We start from the raw sequence: 23,360 nt of genomic DNA, 5'->3' as shown, positions 1-23,360 counted from the left end.
GCTATTCCCGCCCGCGGTCGAGGTCTTCCTCAATCTCGATATCGACCGGCTCTCCGCTGAGGCGGTGACGGTAGACCTGCGTGTTCTCAAGGACGCGCTGGACGTAGTTGCGGGTTTCCGAGAACGGAATGAATTCCACCCAGTCGATCGGGTCGACCTGTCCCGTGCGCGGATCGCCATAATCCTGGATCCACTGGCGCGGACGGCTCGGGCCCGCATTATAGGCGGCGGCCGTCATGATGTAGCTGCCATTGAAGCGCGACAGCAGCGTGTCGAGATGCTGGCCGCCAAGGGTCATATTGTAGCCTGGATCATCCGTCAGCCACGAAGTGCGGTAAGGCAGGCCGCGAAGTCGCGCTTCGTTGCGAGCGGTGGCCGGCATGAACTGCATCAGGCCGCGCGCGCCGACATGGCTGATCGCGTTCGGGTTCATTTCGCTTTCCTGCCGTGACAGGGCAAGCATCAACGGGCGCTCCACCTGCGGCTCACGCAATAGCGGATAGGCGACCACCGGGTAGGCGGCATCGGTCGAGACAATGCCCTTGGCGAGGCCGGCTTTCGCGCCACGCACGCCGACATCCGGCACCTGGTATTCCGCCGCAATGCGGGCGAGCAACAGGTATTCGGTCTCGGTCTCCAGCAGATCGTCGAGGTGATAGGCAAATTCGCGGAACAGGCGTTCCTCACCGCTTTCGCCAAGCAGGCGGAGAGCCTGGACCATAGGCTTGGCTTCGAACGCTTCGATCTGTTCAGCGGTCGGTTCGACGGTTTTCGGGAAGGCGAGTTTCTTGTCGTCCAGCCGCTCAGCGGCGAGCTGTCCATAATAGGTGAATTTGTGCTCGGCGGCGGCCGAGTAATCGGTGCGCGCTGCGTCGGGCTGGCCCAGCGCATCGCGGGCGCGCCCAGCCCAATACTTGCCACGTGCAAGGCTGATCGGCGTGGAGACGCCGTCGGCCATCGTCTCGAAATGTTGCAGGCTGCGGTCCGCATCATTCTTCAGGCGCAACGCAATCCAGCCGGAGACCCATTCGGCTTCGGCAAAATCACTGCCCCCATCCATGCCATGTGGCGCGGCCAGTTGATAGGCGCGCGCCCAGTTGCCATCTTTCAGATCCGTGCGGATCGCGATGTTGCGCTCGTCCCAGAGACGGGACCGGCCGGCTTCCGGAATCTTGCTTCCATCGATATCGGTGAGCAGAGGGGTGGCCACATCCTGATTGCGCAGTTTCTGGCGGCGCCACTTGGCGCGCTCGTACAGGAGGCCGGGATTGTCCTGCAGATGGCTCGGCACCGCATCGACCAGTGCGTCGACATTGCGCGCTCGCGCGGCGAGCGCGATGCGGGCGTCGACCAGTTTGCGATAGTCGGCGGTCAGTAAGTATTTCAGCTTCGAGGCGGCGGTGCGCTGGTTGGTCCAGAGCAGGAATTCGACACGGGCCCGGTGATCGTCCTGCGTCAGCTGCTTGCCATAGGTGGAGAGAACTTCGCGCTCGACCTCGCGTTCAAGGGAATTATTGTGCCAGGCGTCGCGAACGGCTTCCAGCGCCTTGCCCGGTTCGCCAATCGCGCGCCAGCTGTCGGCCAGCGTGATCTTGCCGGCGCCCGTGATCGGGCCGGATTCGGTCAGCCAGTCGATGCGCTCCTTGTGACTGAAGGAGGAGTCTCCGATGATTTCCTCGGCCCGGCGGCGCATGGAGGTCCGCTTCGGCCAGTCTTCCAGCTTGTCCAGCGCATAGGAAACTTCCGAGAAATTCATGCCCGGAACGCCGCGGCTGGCGCGAATCCACATGATGAGGTTGCGCACATCGGCATCAGACGCCTGCGTCTGCAAATGGGCCACTGTGGGCCAGTCATAGCGGTCCGCCGCGCGCAAGGCCTTGTGCAGGATCTCCGCATTCCGGGAATCTGTCACGGAAGACACGTAAGGACGCGCGGGCTTCAGGCTCGGCGCCTCCGGCATAGCGGTAGCTGCAGCGGCCTGTGACAGGGCGGCAAGGGAAGCAAGAACGGCAAGGGGTCGCATCATGAAACGGTTCACCAGAGTTTATTTCTTGGCCAAAGCGTGAGAAGGCAATGACGATTCATACTCGATCAAACCAAACAACACCTGAATCGCGGCAAATTTACGATGTTCCATGGCTCAATCCCAGCGCTCGTCACACCCTTCAAGAATGGTGCCGTTGACCGGGACGCGTTTGCGGCGCTGGTAGAGCGCCAGATTGCGGGCGGCTCCAGCGCGCTCGTGCCGGTCGGCACCACAGGCGAGACGTCCACACTCTCCACGCAAGAGCATAAGGATGTCGTAACACTATGTGTGGAAATTACCAAAGGCCGCGTGCCCGTGATAGCCGGGGCCGGGGCCAATGCCACAGATGAGGCGATTGAGCTGGTCGAGCACGCCAAGACCGTCGGCGCTGACGCCGCGCTGGTGGTTTGCCCCTATTACAACAATCCCAATCAAGAGGGCCTTGAGGCCCATTTCCGCGCGATCAATGACTCGGTCGCGCTGCCCGTCCTGCTCTACAACGTCCCCGGTCGCACAGTCGTCGATCTCGCGCCGGATACGGTCGCGCGCCTCGCCCAGCTGCCGAATATTGTCGGTATCAAGGATGCGACCGGCGACATGGACCGGGTCAGTCAGCACGCCGCCGCGATCCCCGAAGGCACGCAATTTGTGCAGCTGTCCGGCGATGACCCGAGCGCACTCGGCCACCTTGCCATGGGCGGCATGGGCTGCATCTCGGTCACCGCGAACGTCATGCCGGAAGCGTGCGCCGCCATGCACACGGCTTTCCATGCTGGAAACCTCGATGAGGCCCGCGCCATCGAGCGCAAGCTGATCGCGCTGCACAAGGCCATGTTCTGCTCGCCATCGCCCGGACCGGCGAAATATGCCCTGTCCCGGCTTGGCTTCTGCACTGACGAGGTGCGCCTGCCGATCACCAGCCCAGGTGCAGAAAAACGGGCTGAAATAGATCAGGCCATGGCGCTTGCGGGCCTGAACGCTTAAATCAGGGCGATGTCGAAGAAAAACCAGACCAAGGGCCGCTCGGATGGGCTGGTCGCGGAGAACCGCCGCTCCCGCCGTGATTATGCGGTGGAGGACACGCTGGAGGCTGGCCTGATGCTGGTCGGGTCCGAGGTGAAATCCCTGCGCCAGGGCAAGGCCAACATCGCCGAAGCCTATGTCAGCCCGGAAGATGGCGGTCTCTACCTGATCAATGCGGATATCCCGATCTACAATGCGGCCAACCGGTTCAATCATGAGCCGAAGCGCAAGCGGAAGCTGCTCGTGTCGAAGCGGGAGCTGGCCAAGCTCACCCAGTCCGTCGACCGGGCCGGGCGCACCATCGTGCCGCTGAAGCTCTACTTCAACGAGCGCGGCATCGCGAAGATCCTCATTGGTCTCGCCACAGGCCGCAAGAGCCATGACAAGCGCGACGTCGAAGCCAAACGCGACTGGCAACGCCAGAAGGCGCGGATCCTGAAAGAGGGCTAGCCGGTCACGGTTTTCGCCATCGCAAACACATCCTCGAACATTTCCGGCGTCAGGCGGCGTGTGTTCGTATTGTAGCGGCTGCAATGATAGGATGAGATCAGCGCCAGAGGGCGTCCCTCGAATTCCACATCATAGTGCGTGCCATGGCCGAAGGGATAATCCTTCAGCTTCAGGCCGAGCGTGCGCACCGTGGAATCATGGGAAATCTTGCCGAGGCAGATCATCGCCTTGAGATTTGGCAGCGCGGCGATGCGCGCGGCGAGGAAAGGGCGGCACTGGTTGATTTCGGCGCCGACTGGCTTGTTCTGCGGCGGCACACAGCGCACGGCATTGGTGATCATGGCGCGTTTCAGCTTCAGCCCGTCATCTGGCCGCGCCTGATAGGTGCCGGTCGAGTAGCCGAACTTGTCGATCGTCGCATAGAGCAGGTCGCCGGCCCAGTCGCCGGTAAACGGCCGGCCCGTGCGGTTCGCCCCGGTCACGCCGGGTGCAAGACCCACGATCAGCAATTCCGCATCGTCCGGCCCAAAGCTCGGCACAGCTCCATTGAACCAGTCCGGCTCTTTCGCCTCGACCTCCTCCCGATACGCCACAAGGCGAGGGCAAAGCGGGCAATTGGCGGGGGCTTCGGGTGGAATACCCCTCTCCCCATCGGGGAGAGGGGCAGGGGTGAGGGGGCGCTTGGGCAAAGTCAAAGTCCTAATCTCTCCTGAACGAGGCGCATGAGATGGTCGGCGTCAAAGGCATCAGACGAAGGAACTCGCAGGAAATCCCAACCAAGTCCACGCAATGCCTGCTCACTGACGGCATCCCGCGCCTTCACCTCCGGCAGCTTGTGGATGCCGCCATCAATCTCGATGATCAGCCGGACTTTCGTGATGGCGAAATCGACTATGTAGCCGTTAATTGGATGCTGGCGACGGACAGGAAAGCCCTGCTTGCGTAACTGGCGGAGGGCTTGCCAGGCGACCTGTTCGGGCGCGTTGGAGTCCTGCCGCAAGCGACGCGCGCGGGGCGTCGACAGGTTTCTCGTCATCGGCTCCGCACTCCCTCACCCCCGGCCCCTCTCCCTCAAGGGAGAGGGGAGATTATCAGTACCCATCCGCGCTGCCATCCTTGCGCATTTCGGTGGCGGCGATCCAGGCGCCGGTGTTGAAGTCGCGCATGATGGCCTGATAGCCGCCCGCATTGGCCTTGCAGCACTCGACCGCGTGGCCGCGCGCTTCCACCTCGGCGCGGGTTTCCGGTGGAATGCCGCTTTCCAGATGCACGACGCCCATGTCGGTTTCGCAGGCATTGCCATTGAGATCATCCGTCGGCTCGCAGCCACCAACATGCTCCCAGCGCGCTGCGTCGCCAGCCTCCTGAAGCCCCATGTCGAAATCGACAAGGTTCAGGATCACCTGCACATGGCCCTGGGGCTGCATGCCGCCGCCCATCAGGCCGAAGCTGAGCCAGGGCTCGAACGGGCAGGCCTGCTCAATCGGTTCGGCGCGGACCTGACAGCCTGGCATGTCCTTCTTGAAGGCAAAGGCCGGGATGATCGTGTGGAACGGCCGCTTGCCGGGCTCGAACACGTTGGGGTGGGCCGGGTCGAGGCTGAACAGCTGGCCCCGGTCCTGGAACATGAAGCCGAGCCCGTCGGCGACAAGGCCGGAGCCCATGCCGCGATAGTTCGACTGGATCAGCGAGACCATCATGCCGTGCTTGTCGGTGACAGTGAGATAGGTCGTGTCGCCGTCTTGGAGTGTGACATCTGCGTCGGCAAAGCCTGCTGCGGGCGGAGACATCGCCTGTTCAAGATCAATTTGACCAGCCCGTTCAGAATTGTAGCCCTCACGCACGAAGACCTTCGGATCGATGCCGGACGTTTCTGGATCAGCATACCCCTTGGCCCGGTCCGCAAACGCGAGCCGTTTGGCCTCCACCTGCGCCATGATGCTGTCGGCGGACCCGAAGCCCATCTCGCGCAGGTCGAACCGTTCCAGCATCTGTAGCATCTGCAGCGCCGCGATGCCCTGCGTGTTCGGCGGCAGCTCGCAAACCTTGTAGTCCGCGCGATAGGTCACGCAGATTGGCTCGACCCATTCGCCGGTATGGGTGGCGAAATCCGCATAGCGCAGGAAGCCGCCGATCCGCTCGAAATAGTCATCCATGATGTGGGCGGTCTCGCCGGAATAGAATTCATCGCGGCCCTTGTAGGCGATCCGCTCCAGCGTGTCGGCAAGATCCGGATTGCGGAACAGGCTGCCTTCGTGTGGGGCAGGCGAGAAATAGGTCGCCTTGGCATTCTCATACTCTTCCAGCATGCCGCTCTCATAGGCGGGCTCGAAGCGTTTTGGGCCAAAGCTCCAATAATAGGAGATCACTTCCGGGATCGGCGCGCCTTCGCGCGCATAGCGGATCGCCGGTTCGAGATTCATGTTCATCGGCCGCTTGCCGAATTTCTCATGCAGCGCAAACCAGCCATCGACCGTGCCGGGCACCGTCACAGGCGCAGCGCCGAAGGGAGGGATTTCCTCACCGTCCATGAATTCGTCGGCCTTGGCCTGGATATCTTCCAGCGTCGCGCCCTTGGGCGAGCGGCCGGAGCCATTATAGCCGTAGAGCTGCTCGGTTTCCGGGTCCCAGACAATGGCGAACAAATCGCCGCCAATGCCGTTCCCGGTCGGCTCGACAAGGCCGAGCATGGCGTTGGCGGCAATGGCGGCATCGACCGCCGATCCGCCAGCTTTCAATACGTCGAGCGCGGTCTGTGTAGCCAGCGGATGGGCAGTGGCGGCCGCGCCATTCGGGGCCACCACTGAGGAGCGCGTGCCAAGGTCCCGTCCGGTGATCATCCGGTCTCCCGGTCCCGGCGGCGTGGCTTCGGCATCCTTTTCAATGGATATCCGGACCACTTTCTTTTGCATGACCTTGGCGGTGGCGTCTATTTGCGTTTCATCCTGTGCTGGCGGTGTAGCGCATGCGCACAATCCGATAACCAGCGCTGTCACGGCGATTGCCTGAACGGGTCTCATCAGCCTCTCCTGTCCTCGTTTGAGGAGAGCTTAGCGCGCTTCGGGGCAGAAGCGAGTCCCAGTGAGGGCGAACAAACGCGTCGCGCGGTTCCCATGCCCGGCCCACGGTTTCGAGATAGGAGTGGATCAATCCCTCAAGCATAGCTGACCACCTCCCACTCGATATCGTCATGGTCGTGGAAGTAGAACCGGCTGCCAGGGTCATAGGTCTGGTGACTATGGGTACGATAGCCGGCCTCAAGGATCTTCTGCTCGGTCTCATCAAGGTCATCCACCAGGATACCGAAATGATTGACCGCGCCGGTCCGGTAATAGCTTTCCTCATCCGGGCGCTCCTGCTGGGGCAGGGCATAGAGGGCGAGATAATCCTCGTCGGTGCCGACATGCACCGTATAGCCATCATATTTGGATGGCCCTTCCCAGCGCACTTTCCAGTCAAACAATTGCGTCAGCATGGACGCGGTTTTCCTCGGGTCGCTGACCGTAACGTTCACGTGCTCGAACTTGGCAATACTCATTGTTTTCAACTCCATTTCGTCTTCATCAAATCTCTGATAAGGCTGTCGTAATTCCTCAACTTAAGTTGAGGTCAAGCGTGAAATGGGAGATTCTTGATGGCCGTTCAGAAGGGTCTGGCAATCGGAGATGTGGCGGCGCGGACCGGGCTGTCCGTCTCGGCGATACGGTTCTATGAGGGACGGGGGCTGGTCCATCCGGAGCGCTCCGCTGGCGGCCAGCGTGTCTTCCTGCGCTCGGACATCCGCCGCCTGTCCTTCATCCTGATCGCCCAGCAGATCGGCCTGACCATTGAGGAGATTGCGGCGCTTCTCTCCTCCTTGCCGGAACGCCGGACGCCGACCAAGGCGGACTGGGGCCGAATCAGCAAGGCATTCCGCACCATGCTGGATGAGCGCATCGCCTTGATGGAGCGCACACGCGACAAGCTCGATGGCTGTATCGGCTGCGGGTGCCTGTCATTGAAGAAATGCGCGCTTTACAATCCGGAGGACCGCGCGCGGAGCCTAGGCACGGGGCCGCGTTTCCTGCTGGAGAATATTAGCCGGGTCAGCGGTGGCGCCTAGTCTTTGCGCTCCGGCGGCTGCGGAAAATAATGGGTCGCCATGCGCGTGGCGATCTCCTGGCCCTTCACGGCGAAATCGGCCTCGGCCTCGATCGCGCGATTGTCACAGGTCTGGTAGAGGCGGCCCGCGCTGGTGAAGGCCTCATTGAAGGCATCAACCAGCGAACTGCGCACGGCGCCGCGATTGGGGGCCTCATATTTCAGCATGTCGGACATGTAGCGCCGCCAGTACTGGTCATCGCGACCATTGCATTTCACGCGAATAGCATGCGCCGCCCCCAGCGTTGCCGCCAGATCGGAGGCATCGCGGAAGTAATCGGGGCCACGAATCGGAATTCCCGACTGCGCCGAGCTTGCGCCACAGAACAGCAGCGCGCTAAGCAGGAGAGCATGAAAACCTGTTTGCTTCATGCGACGACTTTTGCGCGCATTCGTGAAAGGCTCAAGGGCCTTGAACACAAGATCGAGTTCATCGTGATGGACGAGGATGGCCTCTTCTCCCATGCCGGGGACGGCTCGGTGGTGCATCACCCGAAACCGGACATCGTGTTCGGCAATACCGATGTCTGGTTCGGCAGCCATGCCCGCGATTTCATGATCACTGTGCTCAAGACGGGCGGCATTGACTGGTTCCAGTCTTCGGCGGCCGGGCTGGACAATGCGGCGCTGATCTCGGTCGGCAAGATCTCCCGAATCTATACGACCAACCACACCCAGTCGGAGGCGATGGCCGAATGGGCCTTGTGGCAGGCGTTCGACTTCCTGAAACACGGGCCCCAGCACCGCGCCCAGCAGGCGGACGGCGCATGGGAGCGCGTGGAGATGCGGGAGATAATGGACTCGCGCTGGCTCATCGTCGGTTTCGGATCGATCGGGTCGGCGGTTGGCAAGCGGGTCCAGCTGCTCGGCGGCCATGTCACGGGCGCGCGGCGGTCGCCGGGGCCGGCCAAAGGTGCCGACCATATCGTGCCGATGGCACTGGTGAAGAGTGAACTGGCGCAGGCCGACATTGTCCTGCTCAGCCTTCCGCTGACGGATGAAACGGCTGGCATGGTCGATGCAGAGTTTCTGAGCGCCATGCGGCCCGATGCGCTCCTGATGAATCTCGGTCGCGGGCCCTTGGTGGACGAGGCCGCGCTGCTGGCCGCGCTCGATGCAGGTCGCCCGGCCTTTGCGGCCCTCGACGTCACGGTGGAGGAACCCCTCCCAAAGGACAGTCCGCTCTGGCGCCATCCCAAAGTGGCCGTCACGCCGCATGACAGCGCTGCCACAGCCGCGACCTACATCCGCGCAGATGAAACCTTCCTCGACAACCTCCAGCGCTATCTTGCGGGCGAACCGCTGAAGCATGTCGTGTCACCGGAGACCTTTGCCGACTGACCAATGGGAACCGGCGGCATAGCGGCGCGTTCTGACTGGCAGATATCTGCCACCGGAGGAATTCCCATGTCATCACTCATTCTGCGTTCGCTCATGAGCGGCAGCGCCGCATTCATGCTTATCGGATGTGCCAGCGCCGAGCATCATGAAGCCACGCCGCCGCAATCCATGAACGTCACAGGCACGCAGGGAACGGAGCTTGTCGCCACGCCGCTCGAAACCTTTGACAGCGCCTGGGCAATGACGTTCCTGCCGGATGGACGCGCACTGGTTTCGGAGAAAGATGGCAATCTCTGGCTGCTTGATGCGTCCGGCAAGAAGCTCGGAGAAATTTCAAATGTGCCCGCCGTGACCGCGATGGGTCAGGGCGGTCTCGGCGACATCATCATTCATCCGGATTTCGCGTCGAATGGCACGGTCTTCCTCTCCTATGTCGAGCGCGACGAGAACGATAATGATTTGAGTGGGGCCGCCGTTGAGCGGGCCACGCTGACGCTGACCGAGACGGGCGGCGCTCTGGAAAGCCGGGAGGTGATCTGGCGTCAGACGCCAAAGGTGAAGGGCAATGGCCATTATGGACATCGGCTTGCGATTGCGCCAGATGGCCACCTTTTCATCTCGTCGGGTGAGCGCCAGAAATTCACCCCCGCCCAGAACATGGCAATGAATCTCGGCAAGGTCATCCGCATTAACCAGGACGGTTCGGCGCCCGAAGACAATCCATTTTACGGGAATGGCGCCGTTGCGGACCAGGTCTGGACGCTCGGCCATCGCAATCCGCTCGGACTTGCATTTGACGGCAAGGACCAGCTCTGGGTGGTCGAGATGGGGCCGAAGGGCGGCGACGAGCTGAACCTCATCGTCAGGTCGGAGAATTACGGCTATCCCGAAGTCTCCGAAGGCGACCATTACAGCGGCAAGCCAATCCCGACGCATGAAAGCAATCCGATCTTCGAGGATCCGGCGATTGCCTGGAACCCGGTCATCAGTCCCGCCGGACTGGTCTTCTATGATGGCGACATGTTCGGCGACTGGCAGGGCAACGCCTTTATCGGCGGTTTGTCTTCACAAGCCCTGATCCGGGTCTCCTTCGAAACCCAGCCCACGGACAATCTCGGCCAGCCGCCCAGCTCGGGCCAGACGGAACCGGTCGCCGTGGAGGCTGAGCGTTATGAATGGGGAAAACGCATCCGCGAGGTGGAGCAGGGGCCAGACGGCGCGCTCTATGTTCTGGAAGACAAGGAAGGGGGGCGCCTGATCCGGCTGACACCCGCCAGCGCCTCGGAATAATCTAGCCTGACGTGGAAAAACTGATCGGCCAGAGGGTCCTTGCCGGAGGCGGCAAGGGCCTTCAGCTGTTTCTGGAGGTCTCCGCGAATCTGGCGTTTCACCACAGCGAACGCCGGTTGGCTCGTCAGATCCTGCGCAGCCTTTATAGCAGAAGGTTGCAACTGGTCAGGCGAGGCCAATTGATCCGCCAAGCCTTCCGACATCAGCGTCGAAGCCCTAACGATCTCGCTACTCAGCGTCAGCCGTCTGAGCAAGCCGGAGGAGATCTCATGCCGGATCACCTCCAGGGGACCTGCCGGGAAGGGAACACCAGCGCGCGCTTCGGTGAGGCCGAACTTGGCGTCAGTGTCATCCGTCACCACACGGAAATCCGCACACAGCATCAAGACGAAGCCGCCTCCCAGGGCATGCCCATTCACGGCTGCAATGACGGGTGCGGGGTGGCTGACAATCGCGGACACCATCCGGGTTATGGCACGGATCATGTCGACCTTCTCCGGGCCGGAATAGGCGCCGAACGCCCGCGTATCGACGCCGGCCGAGAAAGCCTTGCCGGTTCCGGTCAGGATTATCGGGGCAGAGGAATCCGCCGTCTCGAACGCAGACCGGACCGCGTTGATTGTGGGCAGGTCGAGGGCGTTGACCGGGGGCCGGTCCAGACGGACCTGGGTCACGCCCTCCATCTGCGAGAGGTGGATGCCCGTGTCAGGCATTCACAGGCGTTTTCAGGCTTGCCATCCGGTCGATAGCCGCTTCGGCATCCCGCATGATGTCTGCCACGATCTCGGCCACCGGCTTGACCTCTTTCACACCGCCAGCCGACTGGCCCATGGCGAAGCAGGAATCGTCGGGGTTGAGCTTGGCTTCATCCGTGATGCCGCCAATGCCGCCGATCACGCCTGTCTTGGTGGAGTGGATCGCCTGATAGGGGAAGGGCTGGATGTCCTGCGGGCGGCCTTCCCAGTCCTTGATATACTCATTGGTGCGGCAGCGCATCGGCTTGCCGGAATAGCAGCGCGTCCGGGTCGTGTCCGTATCGCCTGCGCCGACAACCGTGTCCTTGTACATCTGCGCGGCATGCGCCTCGGTGGAGGCAATGAAGCGCGTCCCCATCCAGACGCCGCAGGCCCCAAGGGCGAGCGCCGCCGCGAGGCCCCGGCCATCATAGATGCCGCCGGCCGCGATGACCGGGATGTTCACCGCTTCCACCGCCTGCGCCACAAGGGGCATCGTGCCGACAAGACCCGTATGCCCGCCGCCTTCGCCACCCTGCAGGATGACAGCATCACAGCCGGCCTGCTCGGCCTTGATCGCATGCTTCACCGCGCCGCCGACGACCATGACTTTCACATTCGCCTTCTTCAGGCGCTCCATGATCGGCATCGGAACGCCAAGTCCCGCGATGAAACTGTCAGCGCCATTATTGATGATGACATCGACGCTTTCTTCGAGGCTTTCCGGGCTGGCGGCCAGAAGATCGACGCCGAAGGGCCGATCGGTCAGCTCGCGCACACGCTTCATCTGGCCTTCAATGAAATCCGGCGTCGTGCCGGCCATGCCCAGAACGCCATAGCCCCCCGCATTGCACATGGCCGCGCAAACCTCGGCATAGGAGACGCCGCCCATGCCCGCGAGCATGATAGGATGTTCGGTGTTCAGCATTTTCGTGAGGTCGGTGTGCAAAGCCATTGTGGCGTCTCCCTGATTTTTTAAGTGTCTGCCATGACCGTAAATTGCCGTCCTTGCGTCAACGCAAGGCGGTTTGATCGAGCCACTCTAATCTGCTGAAACAGCGTCAAAGCGAGGACGATATGAGACAGGTTATTTCCAGTGTTGCGGGCATGTTCGTGTTGATGGGATGCGCGGCGACAAGTGAACAGGCACCGGCTGTAACGGGGCCATCGGAGTGCATGGGAGGTTATATTGCGCTCTCGGCGGGCGATTCGGTGAAACCCTTCGATTCCGATGATATCCGCGAGGAAAGCGAGGTTGAAGAGGCTTGCCCCGACGAATCGGAAATCGACGTCACGGCAACACCAGATGATGAATAAATGCCCGTTCGGCCTCAAAAGTGCGTCGTTAGAGCGCGAATTCGGCGAAATGGGCCTGATTTGCGCTAAATATGCTGCGCCAGATCATCAGCGGAAACCATCTTTGCGTCATGGGCGGCAGATGGTAAACCTGTGCCCGGTCATCTTTGACCTGAAGTAGGGGAAGAAAGTATGAAACAACTCCTGATTATCGGTGCCGCTGCGCTTGTTCTCGCTGCGTGCGCTGCAGAAGAAACCACGGCGCCTGAAGATACGACGGCTGCGGAATCCATTGAAGACGCTGCGGACGACGCAGGTGATGCAATGGAAGATGCTGTTGACGATGCAGGCGACGCACTCGACGAAGCTGGCGACAACATTGAAGAAGCTGCGGACGACGCAGGCGACGCAATGGAAGAAACCGCTGACGACGCTGAAGATGCTGCTGACGATGCTACGGACGAGCCGAACGAGTAATCGGTCTGGCCTCTCCATATACGGAAAAGGGCTGCCCTCGGGCAGCCCTTTTTTGTCTCTGCTATATTGATCAGAATTTCTGGTACGCACCGTCGATCAGCAGCGTGTCGCCGGAATGGAAGCTTGACGCATCGGAGGCGAGATAGACCGCGATGCCGCCAAAATCTTTCGGCTCGCCCCAACGCCGGATCGGTACGCGGGAAATCACCTTGCTATTGAACACTTCGCTGTCTTGACCGCCTTCGGTCATGTCGGTGGCGATCCAGCCGGGCAGGACGGAATTTGCCCGAATTTGATACCGGCCATATTCGACGGCAATGGCATTCATCATGGCGATCAGGCCGCCCTTGGTGTGGCCGTACGCCTGGTTACGGGCTGCGCCGGACAAGGCTGCCAGGGAGGCCGTCCCGACCAGTGAGCCGCCCGGATCGCCTGCCTTGGCCCGTTTGACCATGGATTTGGCGGCCTCGCGCAAGGTCAGGAAGGCGCCTTCGGAATTGATGCGCTGATTGAACTGCCAGGTTTCCAGCGTCATTTCGTGAAAATTGGCCGCGCCCCGTCCAACGCCGGCATTTGCGATGCAGGTGTCGATGCGCCCGAATTCCTCTTCGGTCTCGGCCATGGCCTTCACGATCTGGTCTTCTTCGGCCACGTCCACCTGTTTCGCGGCGGCTCTCCCTGTGCCCAGACCTTCGAGTTTTTTCAGGGCGGCGGCATTGTCGTCCGTCTTGCGGCCCCAGATCACGACGTCGGCATTGGAGGCGGCCAGCGCTTCCGCCATGCCGAGTCCGATTCCCTTGTTCCCGCCGGTGATGACGCAGACCTTTCCGGCCAGATTGAATGGGGCATATGTCATTAGGTGTCCTCCGCGACGTTTATGATTGGGCTGCAGATCAAGCGGGTGACGTAGCGGCGGTCAAGCCTCATTCGGTCCCATGCGCCTGAAGCCGCGCGGCGGCGATGATGCGGCGCGTCTCGTCCCAGAGCGGCAGGTGGGCCAGCCGGTCCGGGCCAATCCATTCGGCATGGGCGGCGTCATCGCCTGCCACCGGGTCGCCGGATACCCAGAGCGCGACATAGTCGAACAATACATAGTGACGGGTGACCGAGCCTGTCTGGCGAGACGTGAAAATTGCGTCCACCACATCGACCAGCCCGATAATGCGCGCTGTGACTCCGGTCTCCTCGGCGAGTTCTCTCAGCGCCGCATCCTCGGCCCGTTCCCCGAATTCGATCCGTCCGCCGGGAAGGGACCAGTCGCCTTGCAAGGGCTTGGTGCCGCGCCGGATCAGCAGGACATCATTGCCCTTGAAACACACCGTTCCAACGGCCGGCACCGCCCGCTGGGGAACAGGATCCTCCATCGTCAGGCTTCGCAGAGCGCGCGCAGGCCCGCCAGTTCCGCCTCAAGCTCCCCACCCGAGCGGGCGCGGGGATTGCCGGTGCGCTGCTGGAGTCGGGACATCAGCGGCATCCTGAGCAGTGGAAGGACCGAGGGGTCGGTTCCGACCAGCCGGGCGGCGCCCACCATGTCCTTGCGCTTCAATGCGGTCACGATCTTGTCGAACACGACTGCGCGCCGGATCGATTTCAGCCGGGCGGCATGGGCAGCGGTCACTTCGGCGTGCGGAGTCGGTTGGCGCAGCGCTTCGCTGGCGGTGCGCTCCAGCGCGTCGAGCGCGACCGCATCGAGGCGATGCGAAATGGAATTCCCGTGCTTGCGATAGAAATACATGACGTCCGGAATGCTCATCATCCGCGCGCCGGTCGACAGGAGCCGCACGATCAGATCGTAATCCTCGCCGATCCGCATGGTCTCATTGTAGCGGAGCGAATGGGCTTCCAGCGCGCTGAACCGGATCAGCGGCTTGGCATAGCCGAGCTTGCTGCCCCGTCCGTACAGCATGTTGGCCTTGATGTATTCGCTCTCCATGATCCGGGCAGGACGGTCGCGCAGATCACCCTCGAACATGGTGAAGATGTTGGCCGGGCCGTCAGACTGGAACACGGCCAGATTGTCGATCAGGATGTCGGCGCCCGTATCTTCGGCCGCATTCAGCATCCGCTGCAGGCGGTCCGGCCGGATCAGGTCATCGCTGTCCACAATGGCAATCCAGTCGCCCTTGGCCTGGTTCAGCGCGTGGTTGCGCACCGGCGCGGGACCGCCATAGCGTGTGCCGCTGAATACTTTCAGGCGGGCATCCTTTTCGGCGATTGCCTGCGCGATCTCGACGCTGCGGTCGCTGGACCCGTCATCAACAAGGATCAGTTCAAGCGCGGGAGTCGTCTGGGTCAGCACAGACTGAATTGCGCTCGCCAGGAAGGCTTCGCAATTATAATTGGCCATGATGACGGAGATCACGGGCTTTGGCGGAATCTCATAAGGCACAGCGGCTTACCTGTTCATCCTGCTTGGTTACGCAGCTTTTATCGCAAGCTATGTGCCAATATCGACCAAAATCGACAGGCTGGTCCAATTTAGCCCGGCCCAGTCGTGGTTCGGGCGGCGCAGGCGTCATACGCCTGTGGTGAGGTCTCATTAAGACCACACCTGCATTGTGAAATCTCAGTCCGGACAACAGGAAAACCGCCATGGCAAAGCAGAAGCAGCGGGAGCTCAGCCTCGCTCTCCAGGGGGGCGGCGCGCATGGCGCCTATACATGGGGCGTGCTGGACCGGCTGGTAGAAGAGAAAGACCTCGAAATATCAGCCATTTCCGCCACCTCTGCCGGGGCCATGAATGCGGTCGCCTTTTCGGCCGGCATGGCCGAAAACGGGATGCAGGGCGCAAAGGACACACTGGAAGCCCTCTGGCACGGCATATCCCGGTCTGGGCGCAACTCGGCGCCCTATGGCGCGCTCAGCCCCATCGTCTTCGCCTATGCCAGCGCCCTGCAGAGCCTGGCCAGCCCGTATGACCTCAACCCGTTCAATATGAACCCCTTGCGCGACGTGGTTGACGATGTGATCGACTTTTCGAAAGTCGACGCCTCCGGCATCAAGCTTTACCTCTCGGCCACCAACGTTCAGTCCGGCCATGTGACCGTCTTCAGCGATGGCGACATCTCCATCGATACGGTGCTGGCCTCGGCCTGCCTGCCGCAGACCTTCCAGGCGGTCGAGATAGATGGCGAGGCCTATTGGGATGGTGGCTTCATGGGCAATCCGAGCCTGTTCCCCCTGATCTATTCGGGCGCCCCGCGTGACGTTTTGCTGGTCATGCTCAACCCGATCCGCCGCGATGGCATCCCGAAACGGGCTGGCGAGATCCAGGACCGGATGAACGAGATCAGCTTCAACGCGGCCCTGATCGGAGAGCTGCGCGCCATCGCCTTCGTCCAGCGCCTGCTTGATGATGGCATGCTGAAGGAGCCTATGCTGAAGAGATACCGACGTCTGAACATTCACGCGATCAAGGGCGGTCAGGATCTGCTTGAATTCAGTCTAAGGACGAAATTCGATACAAGCTGGGATTTCCTGATCAAACTACGCGACATTGGCCGCGGAGCTGCCGAGAAATGGCTGGCCGAATGCGGAGACTTTATCGGGACAAACCAGACCACCCTCGATCTGCGTCAGGAATTCTTCGAAGGCTAGGCCCGCTTCAGGAACCAGATCCGGGCTGCGCCATAGTCGCGCGTCTCGACCGTTTCCCAACCCTTCGGCGTGAGCGTCTCGTCGACCCCCGTCTCGACGACGGCCAGCGCATCATCGGTGAGCCATTTGCCAGACACGAGACCCGCAAGCGCGGGTTCGACGAGCCCTTTATTGTAGGGCGGATCGAGGAAGGCGAGCGTGAAGGGCGCGCCGGCACTGGCCGGCTTCTCGCCCAGATCGGTGGCTGAACGCCGGTGCAGTCGCGTGTTTCCGAAGAGGCCCAATGTTTCGATATTGTCGCGGATCGCGCCGCGCGCGCCATGATCGGTCTCGACGAACAGGCAGAACGCCGCGCCCCGGCTCATCGCTTCCAGCCCCAGCGCGCCGGAGCCCGCGAACAGATCGATCACCCGCGCGCCGTCAATCTCGGGCGCCCAGTCGGCGTGGGCCAGCATGTTGAAGATCGACTCGCGCGCCCGGTCTCCCGTGGGCCGCGTGCCTTGTCCCTTCGGCGCCGCGATGGCGCGGCCCTTGTGCTCTCCGGCAATGATACGCATTCGACAGGCAATCCCTTTACTTTGCGCCCGTGTAAGGCGATCCCATCCATATGACAATTCTCGCTGATCCCATGACCCGCGCGCTGGAACTGGCGCGGCAGGCGGCCGCGGCGGGCGAAGTGCCGGTCGGCGCCGTGATTGTGGATACGGAGACGGGCGAGATCGTGGCCGAGGGGTCAAACCGCCCGATTGCCGGGCATGACCCGACCGCCCATGCCGAAATCGTCGCCCTGCGCGCCGCGGCTGAGGCTAGGGGAAATTACCGGCTGACCGGCCTGCACCTCTATGTGACACTGGAGCCGTGCGCGATGTGCGCCGGCGCGATCAGCCTTGCGCGGATCGGGAAGGTCGTCTTTGCTGCCTGTGATCCGAAGGGCGGCGCCGTGATCCACGGGGCGCGCTTCTTCCAGCAGCCGACCTGTCACTGGCGACCGGAGGTCGAGCAGGACGAGGCAGCAGGCGAGACAGCCAGCGCGCTGCTGAAGGATTTCTTCAAGGCCCGGCGCAGCTGAGGCCATATCGAGTGGGGCAATACTGAGAGGGGCATGGCAGAACCGGGACACGAGATTCTGATCAAGGACGCGATCGTCTTCCTGTTTGCGGCAGGCGTGGTCGTCCCGGTATTCCGTTATCTGAAATTGCCGGCCGTGGTCGGCTTCATGCTGTCCGGCATCGCGCTGGGGCCCTACGCACTGGGCTCACTCGCCCATAGCCATCCCTTCCTCGAATACTTCTCCATTTCAGAACCCGAGGCGGCGGCCCCGTTTGCCGAACTCGGCGTGCTCTTCCTCCTGTTCCTGCTGGGGCTCGAATTCTCATTCGAGAAGCTCTGGGGGCTGAGGCGCGCCGTATTCGGTGCGGGCGGCCTGCAAGCCGCGATCAGCGCGCTCGTCATCGGCCTGATTGCCTGGCAGATCGGCTTGCCCGCAGAGGCTGCCATCATCTGCGGCCTTGCATTAGCCCTCTCATCCACCGCCATCGTGATGCAATTGCTGATCGAGCAGAAACAGGCGGCCCAGCCCGTCGGCCGCGCCGCGCTCAGCGTGCTCCTGTTCCAGGACATCCTGGTTGCGCCGATCCTGATCTTTGTCGGCTTCGTCAATATCGAGGCCGGCACGAATCTGAGCACGGTTCTGCTTGAGGCGCTGGTCAATGGCGTCATCGCCATCATCGTCATTCTCGTGATCGGGAGGTTCGGCCTGCGGCGCATGTTCCGCCTCGCCGCCGCAGCTGGCGGGCGTGACTTCCTGATGGCGCTGACCCTGCTGACCGTGGTGGGCGCCGCCGCGATCACGGCAACGGCAGGTCTGTCGCTCGCCCTCGGCGCCTTCCTTGCGGGCCTCCTGCTGGGTGAGACCGAGTTCAAGCATCAGACCGAAGTGGACCTCGAACCCTTCAAGGGCATCCTGCTCGGCCTGTTCTTCATGACCGTGGGCATGAGCCTGAACCTGCCCTCCATCCTGTCTCAGCCCTGGGTGATCCTGAGCGGGCTCGGCGCACTACTGGTCCTGAAACTGGTGATCGGCTTCGGGGCTTTGCGACTGTTTGCAGGCCCCACACCCATGTCTGTCGAAGCGGCCTTCCTGCTCGCGCCTGCCGGGGAATTTGCCTTCGTCGTGATCGCAGCGGCCACGGCCATCGGGGCGCTGGCATCGGAGCCGGCTGGGCTCATGGCGGCGATTGCCGGGCTCTCGATGTTGCTGATCCCTGTGCTCGGGAAGATCGGCAATTACCTGTCTGATCGGCTATCAGGTCCGGAACCGACCCACACGCTGGAAGATGATTTTTCCGCCCTTGAAGGTCACGTCATCATTGCCGGCTTTGGCCGGGTCGGTCAGGCGGTGGCGCGCATTCTCGCCTCCGAAGAGGCAGAGATTGTCGCGCTTGAGCGGAGCGCCTTCAATGTCTCTCATGCCCGCAATGCCGGCTGGCGCGCCTATCTCGGCGATGCGGCCCGCCCGGAAATCCTGCACAGTGCGGGCGCCGATGGCGCGATGATGTTCATCGTGACCGTGGACGACGTGACCGCTGCCGAGGCGATGGTGAAGGCGTTCCACAAGCTGCGCCCCGACGCGCCGATCATCGCCCGCGCCCGCGATCATGAACACGCCCAGCGTCTGATGAATGCCGGGGCCAAGGAAGTGATTCCGGACGCCATCGAATCCGGCCTCCAGATGGCCGGCCGGACCCTGTCGGAATTCGGCTATAATGACGAAACCATTCGCGACCGTCTGGCGGCCGAACGCGACGAGGAATACCACCGCATCGCACGGTGATCCGGGTCAGATCCAGCCTGCGGTTTCTGCGAGCAGCCAAAGCCCGATTGCCAGGAACAGCAGCGCCGCAATCCGCCGCACCACCGGCAATGGCACGCGCCGGATGACCGCCTCGCCAAAATAGACCGCCGGTACATTGGCCAGCATCATGCCGAGCGTCGTGCCCAGCGTGACGAGAACCACATTCTCGAATTGCGCGCCCAGCGCGATGGTCGCGATCTGGGTCTTGTCGCCCATCTCCACGAGGAAGAAGGCGACAAGCGTCGTCAGGAAGGCGCCGTCGCGAAGTCGCGGGCGTTCATCCTCGTCGAGCTTGTCCGGGATAAGGGTCCACGCCGCCATCAGGATGAAGGACACGGCGATCAGGTAGCGGAACCAGTCGCCCTCCAGGAAAGCCGCCGCCTGCGAACCGACCAGCGCGGCAAGGAAATGGTTCGCGATGGTTGCCGCAAAGATCCCTGCGACGACGGCCAGGGGCCGGCGGAACTGAACAGCCAGCAGGATGGCCAGCAATTGTGTCTTGTCGCCGATCTCGGCGAGCGCGACCACGAGTGTGGAGGTGAACAGGGCTTCCATGAAAGACAGTCTCCAGGCCGGGCAAATCTGACGCAATGACACCACCATTCCGTGCCCGGCCCGAGCAGGAAAGCGGCGTCATTGGTCTCGCCCGAACGGTTGCCCGTTCCCTTCGCGCCACGGCCTGCTGGCCGAGTATGTTGACGCGGAGGCCCGGTCTGGCGACCGGCTGGCTACTCCCCAAGTGACAGGCGTCTGCTACAGGCATGCTCGCCGAGATGCAAGTCTTAGGCGCCTGGCGTATCCAGACCCGCAGCCGCATCGAGAATGAGGGCCCGCAGCCAGGACAGGGCCGCATCCTCGGAATTCTCCCGGCGCCAGTAGAGTTCGCTGTCGAGCTGCGGGAACACGCCGGGCAATTCATGCGCCACAAGCCCCGGCGACTGAGTCAGCAAGGCTGGCACGGTCAGCGCAAGGTCTGTATGCCGCACAATTTCGAGCGCAGGCATGTAATGCGGCAGGCGCATCACCGGCGTGATGCGGGCCCCGTGCGAACGCGCCACTTCCTCGACATAGGACCGGCCTTCGCGGCGGCTGGAGACGACCACATGGCGCAGCGCGATGAATGTCTCAAAGGTCAGGGGTTCCTGCGCGGCGGGATGGTCTTCGGACACTACGCAGACATAGGGCGTTGTCATCAGGGGCTCGCGCTCAAGGTCTGTCCCGCGAATGCCGGGCACATCAATGGCAAGGTCCAGCCGGCCGGAGGCGAGTTCGGTCGAGATCGCGCCCCGGTTCAGCTGGGTCCAGGAAATGCGCACGCCGGGCGCAATGTCCTGCAGATGTCGCGCAAGCCGTGGGGCGATCATGAACGCCCCGGCGTCGCGCGCCGAAATGTTGAACACCCGTGTCGACCGGGAGGGCTCGAACACCGAGCGTGGCTCCAGCCCGGCGCGCAGCCGGTCCAGCGCGTCGCGCACGGCGGGCATCAGCGCCTCGGCCATTGCGGTCGGCTTCACGCCGCGCCCTTCGCGCACAAACAGCGGGTCCTCGAAATGGGTGCGCAGCCGGGCCAGCGCATTGCTGACCGCCGGTTGCGTGATGTGCAGGAACTCGCTCGCCCGCGTCAGGCTGCGCTCGGTATAGACGGCCTCCAGTACGGGCAGCAGGTTCAGGTCCAGAGATCTGAGGTTCATACACGCTCCAATTCATCACAATTGGTGATGTATGGGCTTCATATAATAAATTTCCCGAATGATCGAGGGCGCGCTAATATCAGCCCCAGAATAGAGGATCCTGAATGAGCGCGGCGCTGACGCCTCCAAAAACCAGAGACTTGTGCGCAGCGGCCCTAGAGCCAGCCTGCCGCGCGCATCAGCATGACTGCGCCGACCGCCGTGACGAGATACTTCATGTCCCGCTTGAAGCCCCCGTCACTCATCCGGTCGAGCACCTTGCCGCCCAGCGTTGTGCCCAACATGGACAGCGGCGCCGCTGCAAGGATCAGCCAGGCCGGCGGCAACGCCTCCATGCCTGTCGCCATGATGACGGGCACGCTCCAGAAGATGATCTTCACGAAATGCGCCAGAACCTGCGTCACGGCCTTGGTCGCGACAATCTCATGGCGGTGCATGTCCGTATGCACGAAGAACTGGTCCATCAGCGGGCCGGCGACGCCCGCAATCGTGTTCAGGGCCTGAACAACAAAGCCCGCGCCTTCGGCCTGGAAAGGCTTCTGGATATCAAGGTCCGCGATGGATTTCGGCAGCCAGACCAGCAGCGTCACCAGCCCCAGCATCAGGTAAACCATCTGCTTGTCCGGGCGCCAGCTCAGCGCGAACAGCAACAGGACTGCTGCAGCCGAGCCCAGCGCGTAGCGGCGGAAGATAGTCCAGTCGATATGCGCGCGCCAGAGATACGCCCGGTAACCATTCGACACCATCTGGACCGCGCCATGAATGATCATTGCGGTGGCCACCGGCACCAGCGCGGTCAGCACACCCATGAAGATCACACCACCCGCCATGCCGAAAATGCCGGACAGGAAGCTTGTGGCCAGCACGGTCACCAGAATGATGGAAGCGGCGAGCGAGGTCATGGCGCTGGCCTAGACCGGTTTGCAGGAAAACACCAAATCGCGCACGTCCTCAAAAACGCGCGACACAAAACATTTCAGAGAAACAATTTGCGGTGTCGTTGCCGCAAGGACTACCATTCCCCCAACAAGAAAGTCTGAGAGGAGACCCCCAAATGGCGGATACCGAAGTGTCCATGGACACACAAAACGAGCTCAATGATCTGCGCATGTCAGATGGAGCCGTGCCGCTTTACGAGCATGTGAAGAGCTTCATCAAGGATGTCGTAAATCCCATGAGCGAGGAATTCCATCGCCTTGGCGAAGGCAAGACCGACATCTGGTCCTATGCCCCCGGCCAGCTGGAAGCGTTGGAAAAGGCAAAGGACGAAGCCAAGAAGCAGGGCCTCTGGAACTTCTTCCTGCCGGACGCCGAAACCGGCGAAGGCCTGAAGAACCTCGACTATGCCTATATCGCCGCTGAACTCGGCAAGAACCCGCTGGCCTCTGAATCCATGAACTGTTCCGCCCCGGACACCGGCAATATGGAAGTTCTTGAGCGCGTCGGCACGCCAGAGCAGAAAGAGCGCTGGCTGAAGCCGCTGCTCGAAGGCAAGATCCGCTCGGCCTTCGCCATGACCGAGCCGGCCCTGCCATCATCGGATGCCAAGAACGTCTCCATGAGCGCCGTGCTCGAAGGCGATGAATGGGTCATCAATGGCGAGAAATTCTACATCTCCGGTGCCGGCGACCCGCGCTGCAAGATCATGATCACCATGGTCAAGACCAGCCCCGACGCCGCCCCGAACAAGCAGCAGAGCCAGATCCTGGTGCCGCTGCCGCATCCGGGCGTCACCATCCTCGGCCCCATGCACGTCTTCGGGGATCCGGATGCGCCGCATGGCCACATGCATATCCGGTTCGAGAATGTACGTGTGCCGAAGGAAAACATGTTGCTCGGCGAAGGTCGTGGCTTCGAGATTTCCCAGCTCCGTCTCGGGCCTGGCCGCATCCATCACTGCATGCGGTCGCTCGGCGCCGCTGAAAAGGCACTCGACCTGATGGTCCGTCGCGGCATCAACCGCGAAGCTTTCGGCAAGCCGCTGGTCAAGCTCGGCGGCAACACCGAGATCATCTCCCGCGCCCGCATCGATATCGAAGCCATGCGCATGATGGTGCTCAAGGCTGCCAAGGCGATGGACGTTCTCGGTAACAAGGAAGCTCGCGTCTGGATTTCCATGATCAAGGCGATGGTGCCGGAACGCGTGTGCGAGATCATCGACCAGGCGATCCAGATGCACGGCGCTGCCGGTGTGTCGCAATGGACCCCGCTGGCTGGCATGTACACCCAACAGCGTACGCTGCGCCTGGCCGATGGCCCGGACGAAGTGCACCACATGGTCGTCGGCCGCCACGAAATCCGCAAATACCAGGGCGGCGAGGAAGATGCCTCGCTGGCGTCGGTCTGGCGGAAATAGGCTCAGGCCATACGCAATATCGGGAAAAGGGCGGCTCGCGGGCCGCCCTTTTTTGTTCCCGGTAGGAAAAGCCGGAAAATCATGT

26 protein-coding genes and 1 riboswitch are annotated in these 23,360 nt (G+C 62.1%); of the genes, 11 read left to right on the top strand and 15 right to left on the bottom strand.

Features of this window, described 5'->3' with window-relative positions; all coding sequences use genetic code 11:
* Nucleotide 1: 1 nt before the first annotated feature.
* Nucleotides 2-2,026: a lytic transglycosylase domain-containing protein gene (locus V7660_RS09235; RefSeq protein ID WP_335602792.1), complete on the bottom strand. Its 2,025-nt coding sequence runs from the start codon at nucleotides 2,024-2,026 to the stop codon at nucleotides 2-4.
* Nucleotides 2,027-2,128: 102 nt separating this feature from the next.
* Between V7660_RS09235 and dapA the strand changes: the two genes are divergently transcribed.
* Entirely contained in the window at nucleotides 2,129-3,010 is an 882-nt protein-coding gene (gene dapA, locus V7660_RS09230) for a 4-hydroxy-tetrahydrodipicolinate synthase (RefSeq protein ID WP_335602791.1), read from the top strand.
* 9 nt (nucleotides 3,011-3,019) lie between these two features.
* Nucleotides 3,020-3,499 carry an SsrA-binding protein SmpB gene (gene smpB / locus V7660_RS09225; RefSeq protein ID WP_335602790.1) on the top strand — a complete coding sequence of 160 codons (480 nt, stop codon included), beginning with the start codon at nucleotides 3,020-3,022 and terminating at the stop codon, nucleotides 3,497-3,499.
* Here smpB and V7660_RS09220 read toward each other — a convergent pair.
* From V7660_RS09220 to V7660_RS09205, 4 genes are all read right to left on the bottom strand, one after another.
* Entirely contained in the window at nucleotides 3,496-4,188 is a 693-nt protein-coding gene (locus V7660_RS09220; protein WP_442910039.1) for a uracil-DNA glycosylase, read from the bottom strand. The genes smpB and V7660_RS09220 overlap by 4 nt on opposite strands.
* A 2-nt stretch (nucleotides 4,189-4,190) precedes the next feature.
* A complete protein-coding gene (locus V7660_RS09215) occupies nucleotides 4,191-4,535 on the bottom strand; it encodes an endonuclease domain-containing protein (RefSeq protein ID WP_335602788.1) in 345 nt (114 codons plus the stop codon).
* A gap of 55 nt (nucleotides 4,536-4,590) precedes the next feature.
* The gene (locus tag V7660_RS09210; RefSeq protein WP_335602787.1) at nucleotides 4,591-6,519 is read right to left on the bottom strand and encodes a gamma-glutamyltransferase family protein; all 1,929 of its coding nucleotides are present in this window, start codon (nucleotides 6,517-6,519) and stop codon (nucleotides 4,591-4,593) included.
* 134 nt (nucleotides 6,520-6,653) lie between these two features.
* Complete coding sequence (locus V7660_RS09205; protein WP_335602786.1) at nucleotides 6,654-7,037, bottom strand: VOC family protein; 384 nt, start codon at nucleotides 7,035-7,037, stop codon at nucleotides 6,654-6,656.
* A 96-nt stretch (nucleotides 7,038-7,133) separates the two neighbouring features.
* On the opposite strand from V7660_RS09205, the gene soxR reads away from it, so the two are divergent.
* Nucleotides 7,134-7,601, top strand: a complete 468-nt coding sequence (gene soxR / locus V7660_RS09200; RefSeq protein WP_335602785.1) for a redox-sensitive transcriptional activator SoxR — start codon at nucleotides 7,134-7,136, stop codon at nucleotides 7,599-7,601.
* Here the strand turns inward: soxR and V7660_RS09195 are convergent.
* On the bottom strand, nucleotides 7,598-8,011 hold the full coding sequence (locus tag V7660_RS09195; protein ID WP_290502148.1) for a TIGR02301 family protein: 414 nt from the start codon (nucleotides 8,009-8,011) through the stop codon (nucleotides 7,598-7,600). The genes soxR and V7660_RS09195 overlap by 4 nt on opposite strands.
* On the opposite strand from V7660_RS09195, the gene V7660_RS09190 reads away from it, so the two are divergent.
* Nucleotides 7,991-8,980 (top strand): NAD(P)-dependent oxidoreductase, encoded by a 990-nt coding sequence (locus V7660_RS09190; protein ID WP_335602784.1) that lies wholly within the window; start codon nucleotides 7,991-7,993, stop codon nucleotides 8,978-8,980. The genes V7660_RS09195 and V7660_RS09190 overlap by 21 nt on opposite strands.
* A gap of 114 nt (nucleotides 8,981-9,094) precedes the next feature.
* Nucleotides 9,095-10,270, top strand: a complete 1,176-nt coding sequence (locus tag V7660_RS09185) for a PQQ-dependent sugar dehydrogenase (protein WP_442910038.1) — start codon at nucleotides 9,095-9,097, stop codon at nucleotides 10,268-10,270.
* On the opposite strand, the gene V7660_RS09180 is transcribed toward V7660_RS09185, so the two are convergent.
* Both V7660_RS09180 and V7660_RS09175 read right to left on the bottom strand, forming a co-directional pair.
* Complete coding sequence (locus V7660_RS09180; protein ID WP_335602782.1) at nucleotides 10,204-10,983, bottom strand: enoyl-CoA hydratase/isomerase family protein; 780 nt, start codon at nucleotides 10,981-10,983, stop codon at nucleotides 10,204-10,206. The two genes, V7660_RS09185 and V7660_RS09180, sit on opposite strands and share 67 nt — an antisense overlap.
* Nucleotides 10,976-11,959: an NAD(P)H-dependent flavin oxidoreductase gene (locus V7660_RS09175; RefSeq protein ID WP_335602781.1), complete on the bottom strand. Its 984-nt coding sequence runs from the start codon at nucleotides 11,957-11,959 to the stop codon at nucleotides 10,976-10,978. Before V7660_RS09175 ends, V7660_RS09180 begins: the two co-directional genes overlap by 8 nt.
* Before the next feature lie 122 nt (nucleotides 11,960-12,081).
* Between V7660_RS09175 and V7660_RS09170 the strand changes: the two genes are divergently transcribed.
* Both V7660_RS09170 and V7660_RS09165 read left to right on the top strand, forming a co-directional pair.
* Entirely contained in the window at nucleotides 12,082-12,321 is a 240-nt protein-coding gene (locus V7660_RS09170; protein ID WP_335602780.1) for a hypothetical protein, read from the top strand.
* Between the two features lie 171 nt (nucleotides 12,322-12,492).
* Nucleotides 12,493-12,777 carry a hypothetical protein gene (locus V7660_RS09165; RefSeq protein ID WP_335602779.1) on the top strand — a complete coding sequence of 95 codons (285 nt, stop codon included), beginning with the start codon at nucleotides 12,493-12,495 and terminating at the stop codon, nucleotides 12,775-12,777.
* Between the two features lie 70 nt (nucleotides 12,778-12,847).
* On the opposite strand, the gene V7660_RS09160 is transcribed toward V7660_RS09165, so the two are convergent.
* The 3 genes from V7660_RS09160 to V7660_RS09150 all read right to left on the bottom strand — a co-directional run bounded on the left by V7660_RS09160 (nucleotide 12,848) and on the right by V7660_RS09150 (nucleotide 15,166).
* On the bottom strand, nucleotides 12,848-13,633 hold the full coding sequence (locus V7660_RS09160; protein WP_335602778.1) for an SDR family NAD(P)-dependent oxidoreductase: 786 nt from the start codon (nucleotides 13,631-13,633) through the stop codon (nucleotides 12,848-12,850).
* Between the two features lie 67 nt (nucleotides 13,634-13,700).
* A complete protein-coding gene (locus V7660_RS09155) occupies nucleotides 13,701-14,141 on the bottom strand; it encodes an NUDIX hydrolase (RefSeq protein WP_335602777.1) in 441 nt (146 codons plus the stop codon).
* Nucleotides 14,142-14,143: 2 nt separating this feature from the next.
* Nucleotides 14,144-15,166 (bottom strand): glycosyltransferase family 2 protein, encoded by a 1,023-nt coding sequence (locus tag V7660_RS09150; protein ID WP_335602776.1) that lies wholly within the window; start codon nucleotides 15,164-15,166, stop codon nucleotides 14,144-14,146.
* 203 nt (nucleotides 15,167-15,369) lie between these two features.
* Between V7660_RS09150 and V7660_RS09145 the strand changes: the two genes are divergently transcribed.
* Complete coding sequence (locus V7660_RS09145) at nucleotides 15,370-16,374, top strand: patatin-like phospholipase family protein (RefSeq protein ID WP_335602775.1); 1,005 nt, start codon at nucleotides 15,370-15,372, stop codon at nucleotides 16,372-16,374.
* Here V7660_RS09145 and rsmD read toward each other — a convergent pair.
* Nucleotides 16,371-16,931 (bottom strand): 16S rRNA (guanine(966)-N(2))-methyltransferase RsmD, encoded by a 561-nt coding sequence (rsmD, locus tag V7660_RS09140; RefSeq protein ID WP_335602774.1) that lies wholly within the window; start codon nucleotides 16,929-16,931, stop codon nucleotides 16,371-16,373. The two genes, V7660_RS09145 and rsmD, sit on opposite strands and share 4 nt — an antisense overlap.
* A 50-nt stretch (nucleotides 16,932-16,981) precedes the next feature.
* On the opposite strand from rsmD, the gene V7660_RS09135 reads away from it, so the two are divergent.
* Nucleotides 16,982-17,443, top strand: coding sequence for a nucleoside deaminase (locus V7660_RS09135; RefSeq protein ID WP_335602773.1), 462 nt, complete (start codon nucleotides 16,982-16,984; stop codon nucleotides 17,441-17,443).
* Between the two features lie 33 nt (nucleotides 17,444-17,476).
* The gene (locus V7660_RS09130; protein ID WP_335602772.1) at nucleotides 17,477-19,207 is read left to right on the top strand and encodes a cation:proton antiporter domain-containing protein; all 1,731 of its coding nucleotides are present in this window, start codon (nucleotides 17,477-17,479) and stop codon (nucleotides 19,205-19,207) included.
* A 6-nt stretch (nucleotides 19,208-19,213) separates the two neighbouring features.
* Here the strand turns inward: V7660_RS09130 and V7660_RS09125 are convergent, their stop codons facing one another.
* The 3 genes from V7660_RS09125 to V7660_RS09115 all read right to left on the bottom strand — a co-directional run bounded on the left by V7660_RS09125 (nucleotide 19,214) and on the right by V7660_RS09115 (nucleotide 21,821).
* Nucleotides 19,214-19,783, bottom strand: a complete 570-nt coding sequence (locus V7660_RS09125; RefSeq protein WP_335602771.1) for a TMEM165/GDT1 family protein — start codon at nucleotides 19,781-19,783, stop codon at nucleotides 19,214-19,216.
* A gap of 14 nt (nucleotides 19,784-19,797) precedes the next feature.
* Nucleotides 19,798-19,978, bottom strand: a riboswitch (yybP-ykoY riboswitch).
* A 32-nt stretch (nucleotides 19,979-20,010) separates the two neighbouring features.
* Complete coding sequence (locus tag V7660_RS09120) at nucleotides 20,011-20,919, bottom strand: LysR family transcriptional regulator (protein WP_335602770.1); 909 nt, start codon at nucleotides 20,917-20,919, stop codon at nucleotides 20,011-20,013.
* 155 nt (nucleotides 20,920-21,074) lie between these two features.
* Nucleotides 21,075-21,821 carry a sulfite exporter TauE/SafE family protein gene (locus tag V7660_RS09115; protein WP_335602769.1) on the bottom strand — a complete coding sequence of 249 codons (747 nt, stop codon included), beginning with the start codon at nucleotides 21,819-21,821 and terminating at the stop codon, nucleotides 21,075-21,077.
* A 152-nt stretch (nucleotides 21,822-21,973) separates the two neighbouring features.
* On the opposite strand from V7660_RS09115, the gene V7660_RS09110 reads away from it, so the two are divergent.
* Nucleotides 21,974-23,275: an acyl-CoA dehydrogenase family protein gene (locus V7660_RS09110; protein WP_335602768.1), complete on the top strand. Its 1,302-nt coding sequence runs from the start codon at nucleotides 21,974-21,976 to the stop codon at nucleotides 23,273-23,275.
* Nucleotides 23,276-23,360: the final 85 nt, after the last annotated feature.

Origin of the sequence: Hyphomonas sp. (assembly GCF_036964145.1) — a bacterium.
Classification (GTDB): Bacteria; Pseudomonadota; Alphaproteobacteria; order Caulobacterales; family Hyphomonadaceae; genus Hyphomonas.
This window is presented reverse-complemented; position numbering and strand designations above follow the sequence as displayed.

Bases quoted from the DNA above. Each gene is read 5' to 3' on its own strand.
- V7660_RS09235 (WP_335602792.1), bottom strand. From the start codon at position 2,026: ATGATGCGACCCCTTGCCGTTCTTGCTTCCCTTGCCGCCCTGTCACAG.
- dapA (WP_335602791.1), top strand. From the start codon at position 2,129: ATGTTCCATGGCTCAATCCCAGCGCTCGTCACACCCTTCAAGAATGGT.
- smpB (WP_335602790.1), top strand. From the start codon at position 3,020: ATGTCGAAGAAAAACCAGACCAAGGGCCGCTCGGATGGGCTGGTCGCG.
- V7660_RS09215 (WP_335602788.1), bottom strand. From the start codon at position 4,535: ATGACGAGAAACCTGTCGACGCCCCGCGCGCGTCGCTTGCGGCAGGAC.
- V7660_RS09210 (WP_335602787.1), bottom strand. From the start codon at position 6,519: ATGAGACCCGTTCAGGCAATCGCCGTGACAGCGCTGGTTATCGGATTG.
- V7660_RS09205 (WP_335602786.1), bottom strand. From the start codon at position 7,037: ATGAGTATTGCCAAGTTCGAGCACGTGAACGTTACGGTCAGCGACCCG.
- soxR (WP_335602785.1), top strand. From the start codon at position 7,134: ATGGCCGTTCAGAAGGGTCTGGCAATCGGAGATGTGGCGGCGCGGACC.
- V7660_RS09190 (WP_335602784.1), top strand. From the start codon at position 7,991: ATGAAAACCTGTTTGCTTCATGCGACGACTTTTGCGCGCATTCGTGAA.
- V7660_RS09195 (WP_290502148.1), bottom strand. From the start codon at position 8,011: ATGAAGCAAACAGGTTTTCATGCTCTCCTGCTTAGCGCGCTGCTGTTC.
- V7660_RS09185 (WP_442910038.1), top strand. From the start codon at position 9,095: ATGCTTATCGGATGTGCCAGCGCCGAGCATCATGAAGCCACGCCGCCG.
- V7660_RS09180 (WP_335602782.1), bottom strand. From the start codon at position 10,983: ATGCCTGACACGGGCATCCACCTCTCGCAGATGGAGGGCGTGACCCAG.
- V7660_RS09175 (WP_335602781.1), bottom strand. From the start codon at position 11,959: ATGGCTTTGCACACCGACCTCACGAAAATGCTGAACACCGAACATCCT.
- V7660_RS09170 (WP_335602780.1), top strand. From the start codon at position 12,082: ATGAGACAGGTTATTTCCAGTGTTGCGGGCATGTTCGTGTTGATGGGA.
- V7660_RS09165 (WP_335602779.1), top strand. From the start codon at position 12,493: ATGAAACAACTCCTGATTATCGGTGCCGCTGCGCTTGTTCTCGCTGCG.
- V7660_RS09160 (WP_335602778.1), bottom strand. From the start codon at position 13,633: ATGACATATGCCCCATTCAATCTGGCCGGAAAGGTCTGCGTCATCACC.
- V7660_RS09155 (WP_335602777.1), bottom strand. From the start codon at position 14,141: ATGGAGGATCCTGTTCCCCAGCGGGCGGTGCCGGCCGTTGGAACGGTG.
- V7660_RS09145 (WP_335602775.1), top strand. From the start codon at position 15,370: ATGGCAAAGCAGAAGCAGCGGGAGCTCAGCCTCGCTCTCCAGGGGGGC.
- rsmD (WP_335602774.1), bottom strand. From the start codon at position 16,931: ATGCGTATCATTGCCGGAGAGCACAAGGGCCGCGCCATCGCGGCGCCG.
- V7660_RS09135 (WP_335602773.1), top strand. From the start codon at position 16,982: ATGACAATTCTCGCTGATCCCATGACCCGCGCGCTGGAACTGGCGCGG.
- V7660_RS09130 (WP_335602772.1), top strand. From the start codon at position 17,477: ATGGCAGAACCGGGACACGAGATTCTGATCAAGGACGCGATCGTCTTC.
- V7660_RS09125 (WP_335602771.1), bottom strand. From the start codon at position 19,783: ATGGAAGCCCTGTTCACCTCCACACTCGTGGTCGCGCTCGCCGAGATC.
- V7660_RS09120 (WP_335602770.1), bottom strand. From the start codon at position 20,919: ATGAACCTCAGATCTCTGGACCTGAACCTGCTGCCCGTACTGGAGGCC.
- V7660_RS09115 (WP_335602769.1), bottom strand. From the start codon at position 21,821: ATGACCTCGCTCGCCGCTTCCATCATTCTGGTGACCGTGCTGGCCACA.
- V7660_RS09110 (WP_335602768.1), top strand. From the start codon at position 21,974: ATGGCGGATACCGAAGTGTCCATGGACACACAAAACGAGCTCAATGAT.